The organism is Bradyrhizobium sp. Mp19, assembly GCF_029952935.1.
Lineage (GTDB): Bacteria > Pseudomonadota > Alphaproteobacteria > Rhizobiales > Xanthobacteraceae > Bradyrhizobium > Bradyrhizobium elkanii.
In genome coordinates this window covers 37,470-55,175 of record NZ_JASAUT010000039.1, presented here as the reverse complement: position 1 = coordinate 55,175, position 17,706 = coordinate 37,470, and the positions used below count along the sequence as shown (strand labels likewise).

Genomic DNA, 17,706 nt, shown 5'->3' with positions numbered 1-17,706 from the left:
CCGCGTTAGCGCCAAATGGGAACCGGTTTTCCCTCGCGACAAACGCGAAGCGTTTGCCCGAACGGCATGCTTAGGCAAAGATCCCCGACTGAGTGAAAGACCAAGAAAAAATGAACATCGTCCAATCAGCGGTGCCGCCGCTTCCGCCCGAATTGCTTGAAAAATTCCGCGCCATCGTCGGCGCGAAATATGCGGTGACCGACGCAGCCGACATCAAGCCTTACGTCACCGAGGAGCGCGACCTGTTCCACGGCCGCTCGCCGCTGGTGCTGCGCCCCGGTTCGACCGCCGAGGTCGCCGCGATCTGCAAGCTTGCGACCGAGCACAGGATCGCGCTGGTGCCGCAGGGCGGCAACACCGGCCTGGTCGGCGGCCAGACGCCGCACAATGGCGAGGTCGTGGTCTCGCTGCGGCGGCTGGACAAGATTCGCGACATCGACGTCGAATCCAACACCATGACCTGCGAGGCCGGCGTGGTGCTCCAGATCGCGCAGCAGAAGGCGGCCGAGGTCGACCGGCTGTTTCCGCTCTCGCTCGGCGCAGAAGGCAGCTGCACCATCGGCGGCAACCTCTCGACCAATGCCGGCGGCACCGGAGCGCTCGCCTATGGCGTGGCGCGCGAAATGGCACTCGGGCTCGAGGTCGTGCTGGCTGACGGCCGCGTGCTGAATGCGCTGTCGAAGCTGAAAAAGGACAACACCGGCTACGATTTGCGCAACCTCTTCATCGGCGCAGAAGGCACGCTCGGCATCATCACCGCGGCAACGCTAAAGCTGTTTCCGCGGCCGCGCGCGGTTGAGACCGCCTATGTCGGTCTGAAGTCGCCCGCGGCCGCACTCAAGCTGCTGTCGATCTCGCGCGATCAAGCGGCCGGTGCGTTGACGAGCTTCGAGTTGCTCGCCGACGTCGCGGTCGACTTCTCGATCCGCCACGGCATCGATATCCGCGATCCCCTGACCAGCAAGCATCGCTGGTACGTGCTGATGGAATTGTCGTCGTCGCGCGACGATGCACGCGACACGCTTGAGGCGATCCTGGCCCAGGGCATGGAGGACGGCATCGTCGACGACGCCGTGATCGCCGCCAATCTGAGCCAGCGCCAGGCGTTCTGGAAGCTGCGCGACGAGATGTCGGCGGCGCAGAAGCCGGAAGGCGGCTCGATCAAGCACGATATCTCGGTGCCGGTCGCCGCCGTGCCCGCCTTCATCGAAGAGGCCAATGCGGCGGTGGTGAAGCTGGTCCCGGGTTCGCGGCCGGTGCCGTTCGGCCATCTCGGCGACGGCAACATCCACTACAATGTCAGCCAGCCGGTCGGCGCCAATGCGGCCGACTTCCTGGCGCGCTGGCACGACGTGAATGCCGTCGTGTTCGAGATCGTGCTGCGGATGGGCGGCTCGATCTCTGCCGAGCACGGCATCGGCGTGCTCAAGCGCGACGAACTGCCTGACGTCAAGGACAAGGTCGCGATCGAGCTGATGCGGCAGGTCAAGGCGATGCTCGATCCGCTCGGCATCATGAACCCGGGCAAGGTGCTGTGACCGCGCAGGCGACGATGCCCTCCTCCTCTGCCTCCCTCGCCATTGCAGAGATCACCGATAACGACATCGCCGATGTCGTCGCGCTGTGGCAGGCCTGCGGCCTGACGCGGCCGTGGAACGATCCTGCCGCCGACATCGCGCTGGCGCGGCGCGGACCGAACTCGGCCGTGCTGGTCGGCCGCGACGCCAATGCGATCGTCGCGACCGCGATGGTCGGCCACGACGGTCATCGCGGCTGGGTCTATTACGTCGCGGTCGATCCCAACCGCCAGGGCAAGGGACTTGGCCGCACCATCATGGCGGCGGCCGAGGACTGGCTGCGCGCCGCCGGCGTGCCGAAGCTGCAACTGCTGGTGCGGCGGGAGAATGCCAAGGCCGGCGCGTTCTACCAATCGCTCGGCTATGACGAATCGACCTCGGTGATGCTGGCCAAATGGCTCGACGGTCGCGAAGCGACGCCGTGAGAGGGTTGAGGATCAACGCATGAGCATCGCCGACCGCGTCCGCGTCAAGGACGTCGAGCTGCTCTCGAAGCGCCGCTACGAGCTGAAGAGCGCGACGTTCGATTACCGGCGCGCCAACGGCGAATGGCAGACCCAGGTGCGCGAGGTCTACGACCGCGGCAACGGCGCGGCGCTGTTGCCCTACAATCTGACGACCCGCAGCGTCGTGCTGGTGCGCCAGTTCCGCTACCCCGCCTTCGCCAACGGCTATGACGGTCTGCTCATCGAGGCTGCCGCCGGCATGCTCGACGATGCCGAGCCGGAAGCACGCATCCGCGCCGAAGCGGAGGAAGAGATCGGCTACCGGCTCGCGCATGTGCGCAAGGTGTTCAAGGCTTTCACGTCTCCGGGCGCGGTGACCGAGAAGCTGCATTGCTTCGTCGCCGAATACGACGCCGCGATGCGCATCGGTGACGGCGGCGGGCTCGCCGACGAGGGCGAGGACATCGAGGTGCTCGAGCTCCCGATCGACGACGCGCTCGCCATGATCAGCGACGGGCGCATCGTCGACGCCAAGACCATCATGCTGCTGCAATACGCCGCGCTGCATCTGTTCAGGTGAACGCGGCTTTGTCCCGGCCGGTGCCGGGACGGCCTTGCGGCTTCGCGCACTCAACGCTTTAGACTAGCTGTCCCCGTCATCCCTGCGCAATGGCTATGCCATTGTCGCTGGAGGTGCGAGCCTCTTCGGCGAGCCTCGAAGGATGAATCGGCCACCAGCCGGGCCATGCATCCTTCGAGACGCGCGAAGACGCGCTCCTCCAGCGACAAAGGCCAAGCCTTTGCGCGGGGATGACGGGGATAAACTGAACGAAATGCTCTACCGCATCGTGATCGCAAGGCCGCTCAGATCGGCGTTGGCCATCAGACCGACCTGGTGTCCGGTCAATTCCAGCACCGCCCCCTTCTGATTGGTCAGCACGATCGCGCGCGCGCCGCGTCCGACGGCAAGCCCCGCGCCGGCCGCACCGTAGACGCCGGCCACGTCGGACGGACGGTTGATGTTGCTGACGCGGCCGCGCAGCACGGTCTTGGAGCCGCCGAACACCAGGCCGTAGTCGAGACCGCCGGTGGAGAGCCGGTAGGAGCGGCCGCGGAAGGTCAAGACACCGCTGCCGCCGGAGCCGCCGATGATCCATCCGGCCTTGTAGATCGTGAGCGTCACGAAGCCGCTGTCGGCACGGGCGGCGGAAGAGAACGCAAGGCCGGTGAACGCCAGCAGCGCCACCAGCGCGGCGCGAAGGGTGGATGAAAATTTCATGTGCGGTCTCCCCAGGATTTGCTCTCGTCGATTTGCTCGCGTCGCGACACGGCTGCGAATCGCGATGCTCCGACTGTAACAAGCGCGTAGATAGGCGCAATTTGGCACAGCGATGGCCGATTTGTTGACGGGTGCTTTCGCACGACCAGTGTTGAACCTGTTCCCGGGGTTGCAACACTCACTGCATGTCCGGGGCGATCGGCCCCTGAGCTCCAGGATTGCCCCGTGGAGCATTCATTTTCAAACCGGAGATTTCCCATGCGTCGTCTTGCGATTGCCTGTGCCGCCATTGCCGCCACCGTGTCCGTGCTTGCCGCGGCAAGCCCGGCCAGCGCCACGCCATATCATCTGATCCGCTGGCAGGACACCGGCTTCTGCCAGATCTGGGACCAGAGCATCCCGACCACGCCGTGGCCGACGAACTTCTCCATCGTCAGCGAGGAGCTGCCGACCTTCGACGCCGCGTTCAGCTACAAGACCGGCCTCCTGAACAACGGCACCTGCTCGTTCTGAGCGAACGCCATTCGATCACGCAAAAGGGCGGACCCGCGGCGACAGCGCGGCGTCCGCCCTTGTGCTGTCAGGTAGTGACGCGATCCAGCGTCAGTGATGCTTGATCAGGGCGTCGCGCGCGGCGGCGAGTTCGAGGAATGCCGCACCGTTGCCGCCACCGTTGGGATGCACCGTCTTGGCGGCGCGCTTGAAAGCCTGCTGGACTTCGGTCGCAGCGAGGCGGCGGCCGAGCGGCAGGCCGAGCAATTGCCGGTACTGCTCCTCCTGCGTCAGCGCCTTCGGCGCCAGGCCGCGCTGGCCAAACCGCGGTGCCGACAGCATGTGCAGTGCATCGCCGATGATGCCTAGACGGCGCAGTGCCATCGATTTGGTGCGGCGGTCAGCCGATTTCAGCGCCGCCTGACGCAAGATCGGCAGCACCTGTGCGGCCGCATGCCGCAGCGTCTCGTCGATGTCGGTCGCGGCGATCTCCGCGACCATTTTGGCCATCTCGCGGTAGTCGGGATCCGGCGCCGCGCAAAAGCGCTCGATCGCAACTTTCCAGTGTCTGATATTCGGGTCCATGTCCGCGGTCCATAACTGTCATCCGAATCCGGATAACAGCAACGCGCAAACGCGGCTTGGCGTTTCGGTTGGCGCAGTTTTGAATAGTGTTGTCGACAACGCTCACAAATCAGAACAAGGAAACGCCATGGCCCTTCTCGACAATCACATCGCCGTCATTACCGGTGCGGGCTCGGGCATCGGGCGCGCCATCGCATTGGGCTACGGCCGCGAGGGCGCGCGCGTGGTGCTGCTCGACATGAACGGCGATGCGGCGGCGGAAGCGGCCAGGGAGATCCGCAGTGCCGGCGGCAAGGCGGAGAGCTTTGCACTCGACGTGACCAATCGCGACGCCTGCGTCGCGATGGCAAAGCAAGTGGCCGACAAGGTCGGGCCGGTCTCGATCCTGGTCAACAATGCCGGCATCGCGCGCCGTAACGGCATGCTCGGCACCGACGAGGCCGTGATCAAGGATTGGGAAGACATCATCTCGATCAATCTCACCGGCGTTTTCAACGTGACGCATTCGTTCCTCGCGCCATTGCGCAAGAACAAGGGGCGCATCGTCAACATCGGCTCGATCCAGTCCTTCGTGCATCTGCGCACGCCGAGTTCGCCGGCCTATACCGCCTCCAAGCACGGCGTGCTCGGCTTCACCAAGGCGTTGGCCGCCGAGCTCGGCAAGGATGGTGTGCGCGTCAATGCGATCGGGCCGGGCTTCATCGAGACGCCGTTGAACGAGAAGGTGCGCGCCACCAACCCCGACCTCGTCAAGGTCTTCATGGACCACACCCCGCTCGGCCGCGCCGGCAAGCCGGAGGACATCGTCGGCCCCGCCATCTTCCTCGCCTCGGACCTGTCGGCCTATGTCTCGGGATCGATCGTGATGGTCGATGGCGGGTACCGCACATTGTGACGGATGGAACCGCAATCGTGGCGATTTCTGGGTATTTTGCTTACAGAGCAGGGAGTTAGGGCCACGTTAAGGACTTGTTAACCAAACCGGCACACCGTGGATCTACGGGGTAGTTGGTTCTCGATGTCTTCGCTTCACCGACGAAGCGGGCGTTGATCGGGAGGAGTTCATGTCTTACGCGTCCACCGTACCGTCGCCGGAAGCGCTGCTGCCGTCGCTGGCTCCAAATGAAATCGTCCCACTGCTGATCGGCGCGACCGTCGATGAAGTCGAGCGCGAGCTCGTGCTGCAAACGCTTGCGCGCTGCGACGGCAATCGCACCCGCGCCGCGCGCGTGCTCGGGCTGTCGGTCCGGACGTTGCGGAACAAAATCCGCGAATATTCGGCCGACGGCATCGACGTGCCGCTGAGCGAGCACGCCGCAGCCTAGAGCAAGATCCGGAACCGTGCGAAGCGGCTTTCCGGGACGATCATGTTTGGACAACGAGCTAAGCGTGATGACGATCCAACCCGATCTCATCACGCTTTAGCGGCACGTCGACGCTAGATCGGCAGGTCGATCGCAAGCCGCCGCCAGCGCGACAATAGCTCGCTGCCGTCGGCATCGAGGCAGCGAGCGAGACGCACCTCGGTCGTCGCGGCCCGCTGCATCGTCCGCGCGACCAGCGCCGTCGCATAGTCCCAATAGTCGCGCCGCCCCTTCGGATCGTCGTCGACCAGCGATTTTGCGAGGATCTCGACATAGATCGCAGCGACGGCTCTTTGCCAGAGCTCACCCGCGCGCTCGCCCTCCGCCGAGGCCGCGCCGGTCTGCGACTGCCAGGCCAACCAATAGTTTTCCTCCGCGCCGACCCAAGCGGATGGCAATAGCGATGGATCGAGGCATGGCGAGCGACACTCAAGCGGCTGCATGCCGCGCGCGTCGCAGAAGAAGCAATAGCCGAGCTTGTCGTACCAGCTGACGCGCAGCAATCTGCGAATCTCGGTCTGTTGATCCGCCGCGAGCTGCCTCACGCCGGTCCGTTCGAGATCACCGATGATCGCCGCCAGGCGATCGCGATCATACGGCTCGACCTCGAGCACCACGCCGATATTGCGCGGAAACAGGGCGTCGAGCATCTCGATCATCTCGCGATAGAACCGGCCCGCCAGGCCGCCGCCGCGCCACGTCTTCGCGACGCCGACATAGTTGCAGTAGATCAGCTCGCTTGCGTGATCGTAGGTGAAGAAGCCGAGGCCGATCGCGCGCCCTTCCGCGCGCAGGATGAAGCAGCGCGAGTCGAGGCAATATGACAGCTTCCGACCGCCGACGCTGAACTCTCGTCGCTCGCCGACATCGTCTGACAGCACCCAGCGCACAATGTCGTCGGGGGCGTCGCGCTCGTTCGGAGGAAACAGCTCGGCATACAGATCGAGGACGCCGGTGTTGCGAAACGCCGCTTCGTCGCGCAGATCGTGCCGCGTCACCACGATGTCGAACGTCGGCGCCCCTGTTGCGTCACCTGCAACTGCCCCGCGCCTGTCGTTCAGAATCCGCAACGCGTCCTCCCGTCACAATCTTCGCATCGAATTATGACTGTTGATCGCTTGCATCAGCCGCGCCGGGCAGAATTGAAGCCGTCATCCAACCTCTGTTACAAGCGGCTTGAAATCGCGACGGAGCATATCAGTGGCTGACGAGACAATCTCCCGCCAGGGGTCACGAGGGGCGCAGGGACCGCAGGGCCGTCAGGGCGAGCCGGGTCGGCCCGGTCCGCAAGGACATCCGGGGCGGCCGGGGCCGGAAGGTGCGCGCGGCAAGCCGGGTCCGCAGGGCAAGCCCGGACTGGTTGGGAAGGCGGGGCCCCAGGGCAAGCCGGGAGCGCAAGGCAAGGCGGGCGTGCAGGGTCCGCGCGGCGAGGCTGGCCCACAGGGACCGCAGGGACCGGCCGGCCCGCGCGGTGAAGCCGGCCCGCCCGGACAATTGCCGTCGATCGAACAGGTGATGCCGTGGCTGCACATGATCTTCGACGCCTGGGAAGACTACAAGCGCACCAGGGAGCGTGAAGCCGCCGAGTTCGCCGAGCGCGATGCCGCCGAGCGCGCGGCAGCGGAGGCGATCGCGCTTGACGTCGACGCCATCGACTTTGCGGAAGATGACGACGAGGACGACGATCACAAGAAAAAGAAGAAGCACCGCAAGAAGGACAAGAAGTAATCCTTCCTGTCCTCGCGCGGCGACACAGCCAGCTCTGTCCGTGTCGCGCCCGATGCCTACTGCTCCGCGCCCGGATTGGCCGGAGGATCGGAGGGCCGAGCGAGGTGCATGAGCTGGAAGACCCAGCGCATCGCGTAATACCAGGCAACGCCCGCGAACGCCCCGCAGGCCGACAGGATGATGACATTGGCAAGGTCGATCGTCCCGCTCGACCACAGCATGCCGCAGGTCCAGAGCACGGCGAACGCAATCGAACAGGACGTGAGCAGGGCAGGCTTCATGGCGTCGCTCCGGGATCGGGTGAACGGCACCGATGCCCGGACGCGCAGAGCGGTACCGTGATCTGCATCACGGTACGCCCCGCCCTCAGCCAAACCGCAGGCGCGAACGCTCCCTCGCCTTCTCCGCCTCCACCTCGCGATCGCGCGCGGGTGCCGTGGTCTGCAACGAGATCAGGAGCTTGCGCGCGGCGGTCGAGACCTCGGCCACGGCCAGGTTGAAGGCGGCCTCATTGGACTGCGACGGCTTGTTGAAGCCGGACAGTTTGCGCACGAACTGCAGCGCCGAGGCGTGGATCTCGTCTTCGGTGGCGGGCGGCTCGAAGTTGAACAGCGTCTTGATATTGCGGCACATGTCGGTCTCCCTCGCCCGCGGCAACGGGGCGGCTCCCTCAAAGACGATCGGCTGCTGCAAATTACGACATCGTGGTCTATTCTGGCAGTCTCATCGTCCACGGTGGAGCGAGGTTCCGGATGAGCCACGTGATCTACAAGGTCGTCCAGCACGACGGCGGCTGGGCCTATACCGTCAACGGGGTGTTCTCGGAACCATTTCCTACCCACGCCGCGGCCCTTGCCGCTGCCCGACGCGCCGCCAACGAGCAGCGCGTCCCCGGCCGCACCGAGGCGATCCAGTACGAGACATCGGACGGCAAATGGCTGACCGAAACCGCCTCCGGTAACGACCGCCCGGAGACCGAAGTCGAGGACGGCCGCTAGTCCACCTCGTCGCCTTCAGAACGGAACCTGGACGCCAAGCCGGTCGAAGAACGCCCGCCCCCGATCGGTGATCCGCAATGCGCGCGGAATCCGATGCGGCGCAACGCCGCGCATCTCGACCAGCCGTGCCAGCACGGCATTGGCAAACGGACCGGCGAGATGCGGCACGCGCTCGGTCCAGTCATTGCAGAGCCGCAGATGCGGCTGCCGCGCCGGATCGAAATCGATCGCCTCGGCCCGGCACCAGGCCAACCCCTGCTCGGTCACGCGACCATCGCGGCCGTCGATCAAGACGAGGCGGCGGCGGATCAGCGCATTCGACAGCAGCACGCCGAGCTGACCCGCAAGGTGGTGGTAGCAGGTGCGCGATTGCCTGAGCTGCTCGGCCGGCATCGCACGGCGCCGCCCCACGGTGGCCTTGGCCGCAAGATCGACGAGGTTCTCGATCAGCGCCGCGACGTCGTCGTCCCTGATCCGGTAATATCTGAACCTGCCCTGTGCCCACACCGACAGCACGCGGGCGTCGACCAGCTTCTGCAAATGCGCGCTGGCGCCTTGCGGCGAAATGCCGGCGACCGCAGCAAGCTCGCCCGCCGGCAACGCCTTGCCGTCGGCCAGCGCACTGACCATCGCCTCGCGGACCGGATCGCCCAAGGCCTCGGCGATCCGCGAAAATCCTGTCTGCAGGGCTTGGGATGATCCCACCGCATCGTCCTCCGGATCGCGCCGAAACGTCCTACCCGCATTCGCCGTGCCGCGCAGCTCATTTCAGATTTTCCTGAAACGTCGCGGCGGCCTCTTCCGCTCAAATGGGCAACAGTCGACCAAACACAAGGGAACAATCATGACAGCTGGCAGCAACGACGCGGAACGCATCTACAGGCTCTGGGATGAAGCGCTCGGCAACAAGGACCTCGAGGCGGCGCTCGCGCTCTACGCAGCCGACGCCTCGATCGAGAGCCCGCTGGTGCAGCATTTGATGCAGACCAAAGACGGGTTCGTCCGCGGCCGCGACGCGCTACGCGAGTTCATCACGCGCGTGTTCCGCACCAACCCGCCGCAACGGCGGCGCTTCAAGCAGGGCTTCTTCAGCGACGACCGCGTCCTTACCTGGGAATATCCGCGGCAGTCTCCGGACGGCGACCAGATGGATCTCGTCGAGGTCATGGAGATCGAGCACGGCCTGATCCAGCGTCACCGCGTCTATTGGGGCTGGTACGCACTCAACGTGCTGAAGGCGAGTTAACCGGACACTTCTGCGTCAGGCGCGTGGACGACGCTTTCCGTCATGCTAGGCTTGCACCGACGCGGCTGGACAAATGCGCCGTGCGTGGGGAGAAGCACCATGATCCGTTTATGCGCGGCGCTTGCGGCCGCTCTCGTCTCGATGTCGGTACCGGCCATGGCTGCAGATTACCCCACACCGCAGGATGGCGAGTGGACCGCGAAGGACTTCAAGTTTCACAGCGGCGAGGTGATGCCGGAACTGCGGCTGCACTACACCACGGTCGGCGCGCCGACCGGACAGCCGGTGCTGGTGCTGCACGGCTCCGGCGGCTCGGCCGCCAGCATGCTGACGCCGAGCTTTGCCGGCCAGTTGTTCGGCCCCGGCCAGCCGCTCGACGCGGCGAAATACTACATCATCATCCCCGACGGCATCGGGCACGGCAAATCGTCGAAGCCGTCGGACGCGATGCGGACGAGCTTTCCGAAATACGACTACAACGACATGGTCGACGCGCAGTATAGGCTCGTCACCGAGGGGCTCGGCATCAAGCATCTGCGGCTCGTGATCGGCAACTCGATGGGCGGCATGCACACCTGGATCTGGGGCGTGCGCTATCCGCGGATGATGGACGTGCTGGTGCCGATGGCCTCGCAGCCGACCGCGATGGCGGCACGCAACTGGATGCTGCGGCGGACGATGCTGGAAACGATCCGCAACGATCCCGACTACAACGGCGGCAACTACGCCAGCCAGCCGCGGATGATGAAATACGCCATCGCCGCCTATCGCTTCGCCAGCGCCGGTGGCACGCTCAATTACCAGGCGCTGGCGCCGACCGCAGCGCAGGCCGACAAGATGGTCGACGACCAGCTGGCGTTGCCGGTCACCGCGGATGCCAATGACTACATCTATCAATGGGAGGCCTCGCACGACTACGATCCCTCCGCCGGACTGGAGAAGATCGAGGCAACCCTGCTTGCCATCAATGCCGCCGACGATGAACGCAATCCGCCGGAGACCGGCGTCACCGAAGCTGCCGTGAAGCGGGTCAGGAACGGCAAGATTGATCTGATCCCGGCAAGCAGCGAGACACGCGGCCATCTCACCACCGGCGATGCGAAGTTCTATGCCAGGCAATTGCAGGAAGTGTTGCAGACGGCGCCGACGATGTAGCCATCGAGGTCAGGGCGATGTCCGCTGATCGCTTCCGCCGCATTGCGCTGAGCCTGCCCGAGGTCGTTGAAGGCGCGCATCACGGCACCGCCGACTTCCGCGTCGGCAAGCGCATCTTCGCGACGCTCGGCTATCCCGACCAGGATTGGGGCATGGTGAAGCTGACACCAGAGCAGCAGGCGATGGTGGTCGAGGTCGAGCCGGAGATTTTCCGGCCGGTGCCGGGCGGCTGGGGCAAGAGCGGCAGCACGAATGTCCGCCTCGCGAAGGCGGATCAGGTCACGCTGCGCAGCGCGCTCAAAATGGCGCGGGACAATATCGCGGTAAAAGCCGCGAACAACGCGCGCACGAAGAAGCCATCCTGAGCGCAACCATCCCGCACTGCATCAAGCGAGACGCGCGGTTTCGCTGATTCTTTGAGCATGCATCCCGCGCGCGGTTCGTGCCTAATCGCGCAAACACCGGATTCGCGCGACGCTACGCGCGGGTCACGTAGAAATTTTCGCCGGAGGAAGGCAATGCGAAGGCTCGCGCATGTCGCGGTGCTTGCGTGGCTCGCCATGATGGCGGGTGCTGCACTGGCGTTCGACAACGGCCAATATGACAACGTGCCGCCCGATATCCGCGCCTGGTTCAAGAGCGTGATCGCGCCGAATGGCGTGCCGTGCTGCGACATCTCCGACGGCCATCGCACCAGCTACGACGTTCGTGGCGGCGCCTATTGGGTGCCGATCGAGGGCGAGTGGATGATGGTGCCGGAGCGCGCCGTAATCCGCGATCGCGGCAACCCGGTCGGCGAGGCCGTGGTGTGGTACGTGCACCACCGCGGCAGCATCATCATCAGCTGCTTCGTTCCGGCGGATGCTGTCTGAACGGCGCCCGCCGTCTGCGCGGGGAAGCTCCGCGCGCGAGATCGCGTCAATTTGAAATAGTTACTCTCTGTTAACCTTACTTTTTAACCAATAATTAAGGATGAGTTTGCGGGCGCCATGAGGCGCGGCCTAGCGTCTGCAGAAATGCTCCGTAACCGCGAGTTGGTGCGTGCCATGGCTCTTCGAAGAATGGCGTATCGAACATATGGGGTGCTGATGGCGTCCCTGATGGCTTCCCTTGGCGTTGCAGCGCTGCTGCTTGCTTCTCCGACCGAAACCTATGCGAGATCCGGATCCGCGGCGCGCGGCACGTTCTCCTCGCACCATCCGGCCTTCCGCCATCATGTGCGGGTGCCCGGCATCGTGTTGCCGGATGCGGGCGGATATTATGATGGTGCGGCGAGCGTTCCCTTCGCCGCCGAGGTCCCGCCGCCGGTCTCCAACGACGTCCGCTACACCTACACCCAGGACGTGCCGTGGGATTGGGCGCATCGCTATCCGCCGGCCGTGGTGCCGTCGGATCGCCCCTATGTGTCGAGCTGCCCCACCGAGAGCGTCACCGTGCCCGGACGCGGCGGCGACCGCACCGTCAACATCACGCGGTGCTACTGACGAATAGCTCTATCCCGTTCGCGAAAACAAAAGAGGCCGCCCGCAAGGACGGCCTCTCGTATTTTGGCCGACGCTCGGCGCGCCGGCGGACAGCCGGTTAGGAATCCTCGCCCTTCAGATGACCGACGTGCTTCTGGGTGTAGAGCTCAAGGCCGATGCGCTTGATCAGGTCGAGCTGGGTCTCGAGGAAGTCGATGTGGTCTTCCTCATCCTTCATCAGCTGCTCGAACAGGTCACGGCTGACATAGTCCTTGACGCCATGGCAGTAGGTCGCCGCCTCCTGGTAGAGCGTGCGGGCGCCGATCTCGGCGGCGAGGTCACACTCGATGATCTCCTTGACGTCCTGGCCGATCTTAAGGGGATCGAGCACCTGCAGGTTCGGGAAGCCGTCGAGGAAGAGGATGCGATCGACGAATTTGTCGGCGTGCTCCATCTCCTCGATGGACTCCTTGCGCCAGACCTTGGCCATCTCCAGGAGGCCCCAATTGTTGAGCATCCGGTAGTGCAGCCAGTACTGATTGATGGCGGTCAGTTCGCTGCGCAGCCCCTTGTTCAGATAATCGATGACCTTCGGGTCGCCTTGCATGATCCACTCCACCTGTCGCGGCCAACCTTGGCCGACACTGAATTTAGAATGTTTCTAAATCAGATTACCGGCAAGAGCAACCCTTCGCAGAAGCGGCGCCTGGATAACCGGATTCGAGGGGATTTGGTGAAATCAGCAGGCCGCGAGCGCGAATTCGGCCGGCTCGGCGTCCTCGTTGGCGGCGTGCGGATGGCCGCTGTGGGGGCAGCCGGAACAGCAGGCCTTGGCGCAGGGACCGAGCGCCTCGTCGATGATCGCCTTGATGGTACGCGCGCAGCGGCCGCATTCGGCACTGCAGCCGAGGCAGCCGTACACCTGCTTGGCGTTTCGTGTCACGGACCCACCGCCGTTGACGGCATTGCGGACGTCGTGGTCGCTGAGGACGTTACAGGAACAGACAATCATCGGAGCAAGGCGGGGTCCAACGGTGATGCTTCCCAGTATGGATATTGTCGGCTCCCGCACGATGCAAAAGGAAAAAGCGGTTTTTGTAGCAATTCCAAACTGATGCGGGATTCATATTGGAATGAGTCTAAATCGGTCGGAGTTCGAACCCGCGGGGTGGCTACGGGCCAATAAGCGATTCCTTCGCCGCCGACCGCCATGAGCACGCGCCTCGCTGGGCGCTATCGGGCTTGTGCGTTGCAAGATATTCCAAAAGCTGCAAGCATTTGGTCGCGAATACGGCAGCGTCGTTCATTGAACATTCAAGCTGAGTATGGAACCCTCCGGCGAGACGGATCGCCAATGCACGCTGTCCCTGCTGCCGTGAGAAAGGTCAGGCCATGAAGAAGACATTGCTGGCGCTTTGCGCCGTTGCCGCTGTGGCGGCTTCGACTGTGGCGGTGCCCGCCCCCGCCCAGGCACAACGCGGTGTCGCCGCCGGCGTCGCTGCGGGATTGATCGGTGGCGCCATCGTCGGTGGCGCGATCGCTTCGCAGAACCGCTATTACGGTCCCGGATACGGCTACTATGCGCCCGGCCCGGCCTATGTCGCCGAACCCGGCTACGGCCCCGACTGCTTCTGGCAGCGCCAGCGGTTCTGGGATGGCTACACCTGGCGCGTTCGCAGCGTCCGCGTTTGCGATTGATCGCCGTTCATCTCGATTAAATCGAACCAGTTGTCCCGGAAAACCGACTGTTTCTCCGGGACATCTGCTGTAGATGGCCAGAAAAAACCGCTTTTCTGCGCGATCAGCCTGCGGACGTTTACTTTCGGTTGACTGTTCTGCGCTGTTTAGCAAGACAGCAGTTCGAGATCAGCGTGCGAGTCACCTCAACCCGGCGCCGGACCACGACGCCACCACCTTCCAGGAGAGCCAAAGACATGAAGAAGACTTTAGCTGCCCTTGTCGCCGTTACCACGATTGCCGGTTCGCTGGCCGTTGCTCCGGCTGCCAAGGCTGGTGACGGCGGCGCCGTCGCGGCCGGCGTTGCCGGCGGCCTGATCGGCGGCGCCCTGCTGGGCGGCGCGATCGCAGGCGCTCGCCCCGCCCCGGTCTATGTCGCACCGGCGCCGGTTTACGTCGAAGAGGCCCCGTGCCGCATGGTTCGCGAGCGCTTCTGGGACGGCTACGGCTGGCGCTTCCGTCGCATCCAGGTTTGCGACTGATCGACCGACACGCTTTCAGCATCACACTCGAAAACCCGGCCTCGCGGCCGGGTTTTTGCTTTGCGCCACCAGGCGGTCCTGCGAGCCAGCCCGGTCAGCGCTGCCCGTTCATCGCGCGCAGCACCGCCTCGCTCGGCCAGCAATCGACCTTCAGCCCGGCCTGCTTCTGATAGGCGCCGAGCGCCGCGCGGGTCTGCATCCCGGCCTTGCCGTCGAGCTTGTCCTTGTAGAGACCGATCTTCGTCAGCTGCTGCTGCATCGCCTCGACATCGGCGGAGCGCAGCTGCTTCGATGCCGACCATGGCGTCGCGAAAGGCTGCGGGCTCGTCATGCGGTCGGCGAGATGGCCGACGAACAGCACGTAGAGGTCGGAGAAATTGTATTCCTTGATCACGAAGTAGTTCGGCGTGGTCAGGAAGGCAGGACCGTAGCTGCCTTCCGGCTGCAGCAGCGACGCCGATTGCGCCTGCTCGGCGGTGCTGAGCTTCTGCCCGCGCACCGGCACGAAGCCAGCGCGCAGCCACTGGCTGATCGGCTTCGTCACTTCAGGCACGCCCATCGTGCAGTCGGCATTGGCCGGCGCCTGCACCTCATAGGCCCAGCGCACGCCGGGCTGCCAGCCCTTGTTGACCAGCTGCTGCGCTGCGGAGGCGAGCGCGTCCGGCACCGAGTGCCAGATATCGACGCGGCCGTCGCCGTCGAAATCGACGCCGTGCTTGTAATATTCAGACGGCAGGAACTGGGTGTAGCCGGTCGCACCGGCCCAGGAGGAGCGCATCTCCTTGCGCGTCACCGCGCCCTCGCCGAGGATCTTCAGCGCGAGGATGAACTCGGTGCGGTACTGATCCTTGCGGCGGCCGACATAGGCCTGCGTCGCCACCACGCGCAGCGTGTCGTAGGGCAACGAATAGCGCCCGTAATCGGTCTCGCGGCCCCAGATCGCCAGCACGACGGTGGCCGGGACGCCGAACCGCTTCTCGATCGCATCGAGCGACGGCCGATACTTCTGCAACAGCCGCTGCCCCTCCGCCGCGAGCCGCGCGATCGAGGCTTCCTTGATGTAATCGGCCGGCACCTGCACGAACTCGGCCTGCGCCGGCGCGCCGGTCTTGGGACGTCCGGGCAGGATCAGGTCGGGCAGCTTGTAGTCGGGCTCGAGCGAGCGCGTCTCGCGATCGAAGGTCTCGCGCGACACGCCGGCGGCCTTGGCCTCCGGCCACAGCGAGGCGATGAACTGGGTGAACGCAGCATCGGCGGCGTATGCGGGCCGCTGCACCGGCGCACAAAGCAGCAGCGCGAATGCGACAATGGTGGTTGGCCATTTCATGATCGATCTCACCCTGCGGAAACGGTCATTGCAACGCGGATTCGGCAATTGTCAGAATTCAATTCTGGGTGGTAAGTTTTGCCATGCGCATATTTCTGTCATTTCCCTCCGAACTGGAATCGCAGGCTGACAGCATCGCCCAGTCCCTGCGCAATTGCGACCATGACGTTTTCTTTTCGCACGACGATCTTCCGCCGGGCGACAGCTTCGATGCGCGCGTCGAAAAAGCCATCGAAAGCAGCGATTTTATGGTGTTCCTGATCAGTCCGGAATCGGTGACCAGGGGACGCTACACGCTGAGCGAGCTCGCCTTTGCCCGGAACAAATGGCCGAACCCCAGCAATCGCGTGCTGCCGGTGATGATGGCGCCGACCCCGCTCGACCAGGTTCCGACCTATCTCAAGGCGGTCACGATCCTCGAACCTCAGGGCAGCGCGGCCGCCGAGACACGGGCCGCCGTCGATCGCATGCTGGAAGCCAAAAGCGAGCAGTCGCGCGACCGATCGATTTTGCCCTTCGCCGTGCTGTCGCTTGCGTCGGCCATCCTGTGCAGCCTGGTCGCGACCTATGCGCTCAACGTCCTGCAATATTCGTTCGTCGTCTCCGACGCCGGCGGGATCACGATCCTGCCCGGCGTGATATTCGGCGCGGCGATCGCGACCTGCAATGTGATGTTTGGCGCCAGGGACCGGTTTCAGCTGGCGCTGGTGGTCGCGATCACGACGGCGGCGTGGATCGCGGCCTACGATGCCAGCGCCGTGACGCTTCAGGCGCTCGGCCAGTATGCGAGAACCGTGCCGATCGAGGGCAATGCCGCGAACCCGGCCCAGATCACCGAGACGCTCGGCAACAATCCCTACATGGGATTTTTGATCGGCGGCATCGGCGGCGCTGTCGGCGGAGCCATCACCATTCTCGGCGTGCTCCTGACCAACCCCGCGTTCAGGCGGATCGACAGCGTCGTCGTGACCTGGATCGCGGCCATCGCAGCCGGAACGGTTTACGGCGCGATCGTCAGGCTGCCGACCTTGCTGGGCTGGCTGGTGCTGTTCGGCGTCTGGCAGACCGCGTTCGTCCTCGCGATGGCGTGTGGATTTCCGCGCGGCGCGGCGCAGATCCCCGAATGGCTCGGCAGATCCGCGCCGGCACTGTTCGGCTCACGCGCGGCGCGGTGACGCCGCGCCGCCGTTCATCCCTAATGCCCAACCTGCTGCTTGGCGCCCTCGATCGAATCGTTCGACAGCTTGTCGACGATCGCGATGCCGATCGCCGACAGGATGAAGACGCAGTGGATGATGGTCTGCCACATCACGCCGGTCTCGGTGTAATTGCCCTTGCCTGACGACAGCGCGCCGGCCTCGATGAAGGTGCGCAGCAAATGGATCGAGGAAATGCCGATGATCGCCATCGCCAGCTTGATCTTCAGCACGCTGGCATTGACGTGGCTGAGCCATTCCGGCTCGTCCGGGTGGCCCTTCAGATTGAGGCGCGAGACGAAGGTCTCGTAGCCGCCGACGATCACCATCACGAGCAGGTTCGAGATCATGACGACGTCGATCAGGCCGAGGACGGCCAGCATGATCTGCTGTTCGCTGAAATCGAAGGCATGGGCGAACAGGTGCCACAATTCCTTCAGGAACAGCACGACATAGACGCCCTGGGCGATGATCAGGCCGACATAGAGCGGCAATTGCAGCCAGCGCGATCCGAAGATCAGCATGGGAACGGGACGCAGCGACCGGCCCTTTGCGGGGGCGCGCGCCTCGGAAAGTGCGGACATGGTGGAGTGCTCGCAGAATTTGATTTGCGGGAGCGCTCTATCTACGC

General features: G+C 64.5%; 26 protein-coding genes. 16 read left to right on the top strand and 10 right to left on the bottom strand.

The features are described from left to right. Nucleotides 1-110 precede the first annotated feature (110 nt). From QJT82_RS32025 to QJT82_RS32015, 3 genes are read left to right on the top strand one after another with little or no spacing between them, the layout of a single operon-like run. Complete coding sequence (locus QJT82_RS32025; protein ID WP_028343006.1) at nucleotides 111-1,538, top strand: FAD-binding oxidoreductase; 1,428 nt, start codon at nucleotides 111-113, stop codon at nucleotides 1,536-1,538. Nucleotides 1,539-1,552: 14 nt separating this feature from the next. Continuing rightward, nucleotides 1,553-2,002 (top strand): GNAT family acetyltransferase, encoded by a 450-nt coding sequence (locus tag QJT82_RS32020; protein ID WP_035632483.1) that lies wholly within the window; start codon nucleotides 1,553-1,555, stop codon nucleotides 2,000-2,002. Nucleotides 2,003-2,021: 19 nt separating this feature from the next. Then, nucleotides 2,022-2,603 carry a GDP-mannose pyrophosphatase gene (locus QJT82_RS32015; RefSeq protein WP_028343004.1) on the top strand — a complete coding sequence of 194 codons (582 nt, stop codon included), beginning with the start codon at nucleotides 2,022-2,024 and terminating at the stop codon, nucleotides 2,601-2,603. Between the two features lie 258 nt (nucleotides 2,604-2,861). On the opposite strand, the gene QJT82_RS32010 is transcribed toward QJT82_RS32015, so the two are convergent. After that, nucleotides 2,862-3,302 (bottom strand): hypothetical protein, encoded by a 441-nt coding sequence (locus tag QJT82_RS32010; protein ID WP_028343003.1) that lies wholly within the window; start codon nucleotides 3,300-3,302, stop codon nucleotides 2,862-2,864. Nucleotides 3,303-3,560: 258 nt separating this feature from the next. Here QJT82_RS32010 and QJT82_RS32005 point away from each other — a divergent pair, with 258 nt between their 5' ends. Next, nucleotides 3,561-3,815, top strand: a complete 255-nt coding sequence (locus QJT82_RS32005; RefSeq protein WP_028343002.1) for a hypothetical protein — start codon at nucleotides 3,561-3,563, stop codon at nucleotides 3,813-3,815. Nucleotides 3,816-3,905: 90 nt separating this feature from the next. Here the strand turns inward: QJT82_RS32005 and QJT82_RS32000 are convergent, their stop codons facing one another. After that, complete coding sequence (locus QJT82_RS32000) at nucleotides 3,906-4,379, bottom strand: hypothetical protein (protein ID WP_028343001.1); 474 nt, start codon at nucleotides 4,377-4,379, stop codon at nucleotides 3,906-3,908. Nucleotides 4,380-4,506: 127 nt separating this feature from the next. On the opposite strand from QJT82_RS32000, the gene QJT82_RS31995 reads away from it, so the two are divergent. Next, nucleotides 4,507-5,274, top strand: coding sequence for an SDR family oxidoreductase (locus tag QJT82_RS31995; protein WP_028343000.1), 768 nt, complete (start codon nucleotides 4,507-4,509; stop codon nucleotides 5,272-5,274). A 169-nt stretch (nucleotides 5,275-5,443) separates the two neighbouring features. Then, nucleotides 5,444-5,704, top strand: a complete 261-nt coding sequence (locus tag QJT82_RS31990; RefSeq protein ID WP_016840962.1) for a helix-turn-helix domain-containing protein — start codon at nucleotides 5,444-5,446, stop codon at nucleotides 5,702-5,704. Nucleotides 5,705-5,817: 113 nt separating this feature from the next. Here the strand turns inward: QJT82_RS31990 and QJT82_RS31985 are convergent, their stop codons facing one another. Next, nucleotides 5,818-6,813 carry a hypothetical protein gene (locus QJT82_RS31985; protein ID WP_028342999.1) on the bottom strand — a complete coding sequence of 332 codons (996 nt, stop codon included), beginning with the start codon at nucleotides 6,811-6,813 and terminating at the stop codon, nucleotides 5,818-5,820. Between the two features lie 130 nt (nucleotides 6,814-6,943). On the opposite strand from QJT82_RS31985, the gene QJT82_RS31980 reads away from it, so the two are divergent. Then, nucleotides 6,944-7,471: a collagen-like protein gene (locus tag QJT82_RS31980; RefSeq protein ID WP_028342998.1), complete on the top strand. Its 528-nt coding sequence runs from the start codon at nucleotides 6,944-6,946 to the stop codon at nucleotides 7,469-7,471. A 56-nt stretch (nucleotides 7,472-7,527) separates the two neighbouring features. On the opposite strand, the gene QJT82_RS31975 is transcribed toward QJT82_RS31980, so the two are convergent. Both QJT82_RS31975 and QJT82_RS31970 read right to left on the bottom strand, forming a co-directional pair. Continuing rightward, nucleotides 7,528-7,752 (bottom strand): hypothetical protein, encoded by a 225-nt coding sequence (locus tag QJT82_RS31975; RefSeq protein WP_028342997.1) that lies wholly within the window; start codon nucleotides 7,750-7,752, stop codon nucleotides 7,528-7,530. A gap of 85 nt (nucleotides 7,753-7,837) precedes the next feature. Continuing rightward, on the bottom strand, nucleotides 7,838-8,104 hold the full coding sequence (locus tag QJT82_RS31970) for a DUF2277 domain-containing protein (protein WP_028342996.1): 267 nt from the start codon (nucleotides 8,102-8,104) through the stop codon (nucleotides 7,838-7,840). A gap of 119 nt (nucleotides 8,105-8,223) precedes the next feature. Here QJT82_RS31970 and QJT82_RS31965 point away from each other — a divergent pair, with 119 nt between their 5' ends. Beyond that, nucleotides 8,224-8,469 (top strand): DUF2188 domain-containing protein, encoded by a 246-nt coding sequence (locus QJT82_RS31965; protein WP_016840968.1) that lies wholly within the window; start codon nucleotides 8,224-8,226, stop codon nucleotides 8,467-8,469. Between the two features lie 15 nt (nucleotides 8,470-8,484). Here QJT82_RS31965 and QJT82_RS31960 read toward each other — a convergent pair whose 3' ends face one another. After that, a complete protein-coding gene (locus QJT82_RS31960) occupies nucleotides 8,485-9,174 on the bottom strand; it encodes a metalloregulator ArsR/SmtB family transcription factor (protein WP_155258676.1) in 690 nt (229 codons plus the stop codon). 139 nt (nucleotides 9,175-9,313) lie between these two features. On the opposite strand from QJT82_RS31960, the gene QJT82_RS31955 reads away from it, so the two are divergent. From QJT82_RS31955 to QJT82_RS31935, 5 genes are all read left to right on the top strand, one after another. Next, a complete protein-coding gene (locus QJT82_RS31955; RefSeq protein ID WP_245288827.1) occupies nucleotides 9,314-9,715 on the top strand; it encodes a nuclear transport factor 2 family protein in 402 nt (133 codons plus the stop codon). A 99-nt stretch (nucleotides 9,716-9,814) separates the two neighbouring features. Next, nucleotides 9,815-10,870 carry an alpha/beta fold hydrolase gene (locus QJT82_RS31950; protein WP_028342994.1) on the top strand — a complete coding sequence of 352 codons (1,056 nt, stop codon included), beginning with the start codon at nucleotides 9,815-9,817 and terminating at the stop codon, nucleotides 10,868-10,870. Between the two features lie 17 nt (nucleotides 10,871-10,887). Beyond that, nucleotides 10,888-11,235: an MmcQ/YjbR family DNA-binding protein gene (locus tag QJT82_RS31945; RefSeq protein WP_028342993.1), complete on the top strand. Its 348-nt coding sequence runs from the start codon at nucleotides 10,888-10,890 to the stop codon at nucleotides 11,233-11,235. Between the two features lie 153 nt (nucleotides 11,236-11,388). Continuing rightward, nucleotides 11,389-11,742 (top strand): hypothetical protein, encoded by a 354-nt coding sequence (locus tag QJT82_RS31940; protein ID WP_028342992.1) that lies wholly within the window; start codon nucleotides 11,389-11,391, stop codon nucleotides 11,740-11,742. 189 nt (nucleotides 11,743-11,931) lie between these two features. Then, nucleotides 11,932-12,354 (top strand): hypothetical protein, encoded by a 423-nt coding sequence (locus tag QJT82_RS31935; protein WP_028342991.1) that lies wholly within the window; start codon nucleotides 11,932-11,934, stop codon nucleotides 12,352-12,354. A gap of 97 nt (nucleotides 12,355-12,451) precedes the next feature. Here the strand turns inward: QJT82_RS31935 and bfr are convergent, their stop codons facing one another. Next, nucleotides 12,452-12,940 (bottom strand): bacterioferritin, encoded by a 489-nt coding sequence (bfr, locus tag QJT82_RS31930; protein ID WP_026193251.1) that lies wholly within the window; start codon nucleotides 12,938-12,940, stop codon nucleotides 12,452-12,454. 132 nt (nucleotides 12,941-13,072) lie between these two features. Beyond that, a complete protein-coding gene (locus tag QJT82_RS31925; RefSeq protein ID WP_016843730.1) occupies nucleotides 13,073-13,345 on the bottom strand; it encodes a (2Fe-2S)-binding protein in 273 nt (90 codons plus the stop codon). Nucleotides 13,346-13,725: 380 nt separating this feature from the next. Here QJT82_RS31925 and QJT82_RS31920 point away from each other — a divergent pair, with 380 nt between their 5' ends. Next, the gene (locus QJT82_RS31920; RefSeq protein WP_016843729.1) at nucleotides 13,726-14,031 is read left to right on the top strand and encodes a hypothetical protein; all 306 of its coding nucleotides are present in this window, start codon (nucleotides 13,726-13,728) and stop codon (nucleotides 14,029-14,031) included. Nucleotides 14,032-14,267: 236 nt separating this feature from the next. After that, the gene (locus tag QJT82_RS31915; protein ID WP_016843728.1) at nucleotides 14,268-14,552 is read left to right on the top strand and encodes a hypothetical protein; all 285 of its coding nucleotides are present in this window, start codon (nucleotides 14,268-14,270) and stop codon (nucleotides 14,550-14,552) included. Between the two features lie 94 nt (nucleotides 14,553-14,646). Here QJT82_RS31915 and QJT82_RS31910 read toward each other — a convergent pair whose 3' ends face one another. Next, a complete protein-coding gene (locus QJT82_RS31910; protein WP_155258675.1) occupies nucleotides 14,647-15,879 on the bottom strand; it encodes a lytic murein transglycosylase in 1,233 nt (410 codons plus the stop codon). A gap of 83 nt (nucleotides 15,880-15,962) precedes the next feature. On the opposite strand from QJT82_RS31910, the gene QJT82_RS31905 reads away from it, so the two are divergent. Continuing rightward, entirely contained in the window at nucleotides 15,963-17,054 is a 1,092-nt protein-coding gene (locus QJT82_RS31905; RefSeq protein WP_028342989.1) for a toll/interleukin-1 receptor domain-containing protein, read from the top strand. Between the two features lie 20 nt (nucleotides 17,055-17,074). Here the strand turns inward: QJT82_RS31905 and QJT82_RS31900 are convergent, their stop codons facing one another. Next, nucleotides 17,075-17,659 carry a TIGR00645 family protein gene (locus tag QJT82_RS31900; protein WP_028342988.1) on the bottom strand — a complete coding sequence of 195 codons (585 nt, stop codon included), beginning with the start codon at nucleotides 17,657-17,659 and terminating at the stop codon, nucleotides 17,075-17,077. Nucleotides 17,660-17,706: the final 47 nt, after the last annotated feature.